Here is a 2,297-nt window from a genome sequence, read left to right as displayed (position 1 = left end):
CAATATTATTATTAACTCGACAACAGGGCTAGTCCAAATCATAGATTTTGGCATTTCTACTGTCTTATCGCGTGAGAATCCTACCCTAAAAAATCCTAATGTTTTAGAAGGCACTCTCAGCTATATATCGCCGGAACAAACAGGCAGAATGAACAGAGCGATCGACTACCGCACGGATTTTTACTCATTAGGAGTCACTTTTTACGAACTGCTAACGGGGCAAGTGCCATGGGATTACGACGATGCAATGGAATTAGTCCACTGTCATATTGCTAAACAAGCAGTGCCGCCCCATGAAATCAATCCAGAAATTCCTAAAGCGGTTTCTGATATTGTAGTAAAACTGTTAGAAAAAACGGCAGAGAAAAGATACCAAAGTGCTTGGGGAATTATCGCAGATTTAGAAGAATGTCTGGAACAGCTACAGGCTAAAGGAACGATTGCAGATTTTGCGCTCGCCCAAAAAGATATTACCGATAAGTTTCAAATACCTCAAAAACTTTATGGTAGAGAACGAGAAATAGAAACCTTATTAGCAGGCTTCGAGCGCGTCAGCAATGGCACAACAGAAATCATGTTAGTGTCGGGTTACTCGGGCATTGGCAAATCAGCCTTAGTGCAAGAAGTTTATAGACCGATTACTAAGGCAAGCGGTTATTTTATTGCCGGGAAATTCGACCAATTTCAACGCAATATTCCTTACTCAGCTATTGTTAAAGCTTTTGGGTCATTAGTCAAGCAACTATTAACTGAAAGCGAAACGCAACTGGGCGCCTGGAAAGAAAAACTTTTAGCGGCGTTTGGTGATAACGGTCAAATCATTATAGATGTCATTCCCGACGTAGAATTCATTGTTGGCAAACAGCCACCCGTCCAAGAGTTAGGTGCTACGGAAGCGCAAAATCGTTTTAATTTAGTATTTCAAAAATTTATCCGGGTGTTTTGTTGTGTCGATCACCCCTTAGTCATTTTTCTAGACGATTTGCAGTGGGCTGACTCTGCTACTCTGAAACTGCTGGAAATAATGATGGCAGATGAGGAAACAAAATATTTATTTCTAATGGGTGCTTATCGAGATAACGAAGTTAGCCGCACGCATCCCTTAATCATGACTCTGGAGGGGCTGCAAAATCAAGGCGCGACTATTAACCACATTACCTTAACTCCCTTAGATATCGAACATATTACTAACTTGATAGCTGATACTGTGCGTAAGGACAGAAAATCAGTCATGCCGCTAGCTGAGTTAGTTGTCGGTAAAACTCAAGGCAATCCTTTTTTTGTCAATCAGTTTCTGAGAACTCTCTATGAAGAAAACCTCCTGAATTTTAATTCAGAGCAAAGAAACTGGGATTGGAATATTTCACAAATAGAAGCCGTAGGGATTACCGATAACGTCGTTGAGTTGATGGTCGGTAAATTGAGAAAAATGCCAGATTCAACTCAGCAGGCTTTACGGTTAGCTGCTTGTGTGGGCAATAGTTTTGACTTAAATACTCTCTCCATAGTTAACGAAAAATCTACCGCCGAAACTTTTCAAGAGCTATTGCCCGCGCTCCAAGATGGATTAATTTTAGCCACTTCTGAACTCGGCGTAACAGAAGAAGAAATTGTTCAGTCTCATCTAATCATTACTACTTACAAGTTTTTGCACGATCGCGTGCAACAAGCAGGTTATGTTTTAATTGAGGAAAGTTCTAAAAAAACAGTTCACTTACAAATCGGTCGCCTGCTGTGGCAAAATACCTCGCCGGAGAAACGAGCGGAAGAGATATTTGCGATCGTCGATCATTTGAATCTAGGAATTGAACTGGTTAGCGACGAATCCGAACGCACTGAAATCGCTAAACTAAATTTAATTGCTGGTCAAAAAGCCAAAGCAGCTACAGCCCATGAGTCGGCGATTAAATATTTGCAAGCAGGGTTGAGACTGTTATTAGAAGATAGCTGGAACAGTCAGTACGAAGTGACATTAGCGTTGCATGAGGAAGCAGCAGAGGTAGCTTTTTTGAGAGGTGATTTTGACCGAATGCAGAGATTGGTTGAAATAGTACAAAACTGCGCCAAAATGCTGCTGGACAAAGTAAAAGTCTACGAAGTCCAGATCCAAGCTTACATAAGCCAGAACAGGCTACTAGAAGCGGTTAATACAGCGCTACAAGTTTTAAAGCTGTTAGGGGTCGAGTTTCCTTCTGGGCCAACCCCGTCAGATATTGGGCAGGCATTAGGAGAAACTGTGGCCATTTTAAACGGGAAGCGAATTGAGGATTTAGTTGATCTGCCTCAAATGAGCGATC

General features: G+C 41.6%; 1 protein-coding gene. It reads left to right on the top strand.

The genetic code is table 11. The annotated features are described in order from the left end of the window. Nucleotides 1-2,297: AAA family ATPase (locus tag QUB56_RS36740; protein ID WP_332961276.1), on the top strand; the 2,297-nt coding region annotated here is incomplete at both ends.

It is taken from the genome of Microcoleus sp. AR_TQ3_B6 (assembly GCF_036702785.1).
Classification (GTDB): domain Bacteria; phylum Cyanobacteriota; class Cyanobacteriia; order Cyanobacteriales; family Microcoleaceae; genus Microcoleus.
Note: the sequence above shows the minus strand (reverse complement) of the source record. Positions and strands in the feature narration are given on the sequence as shown.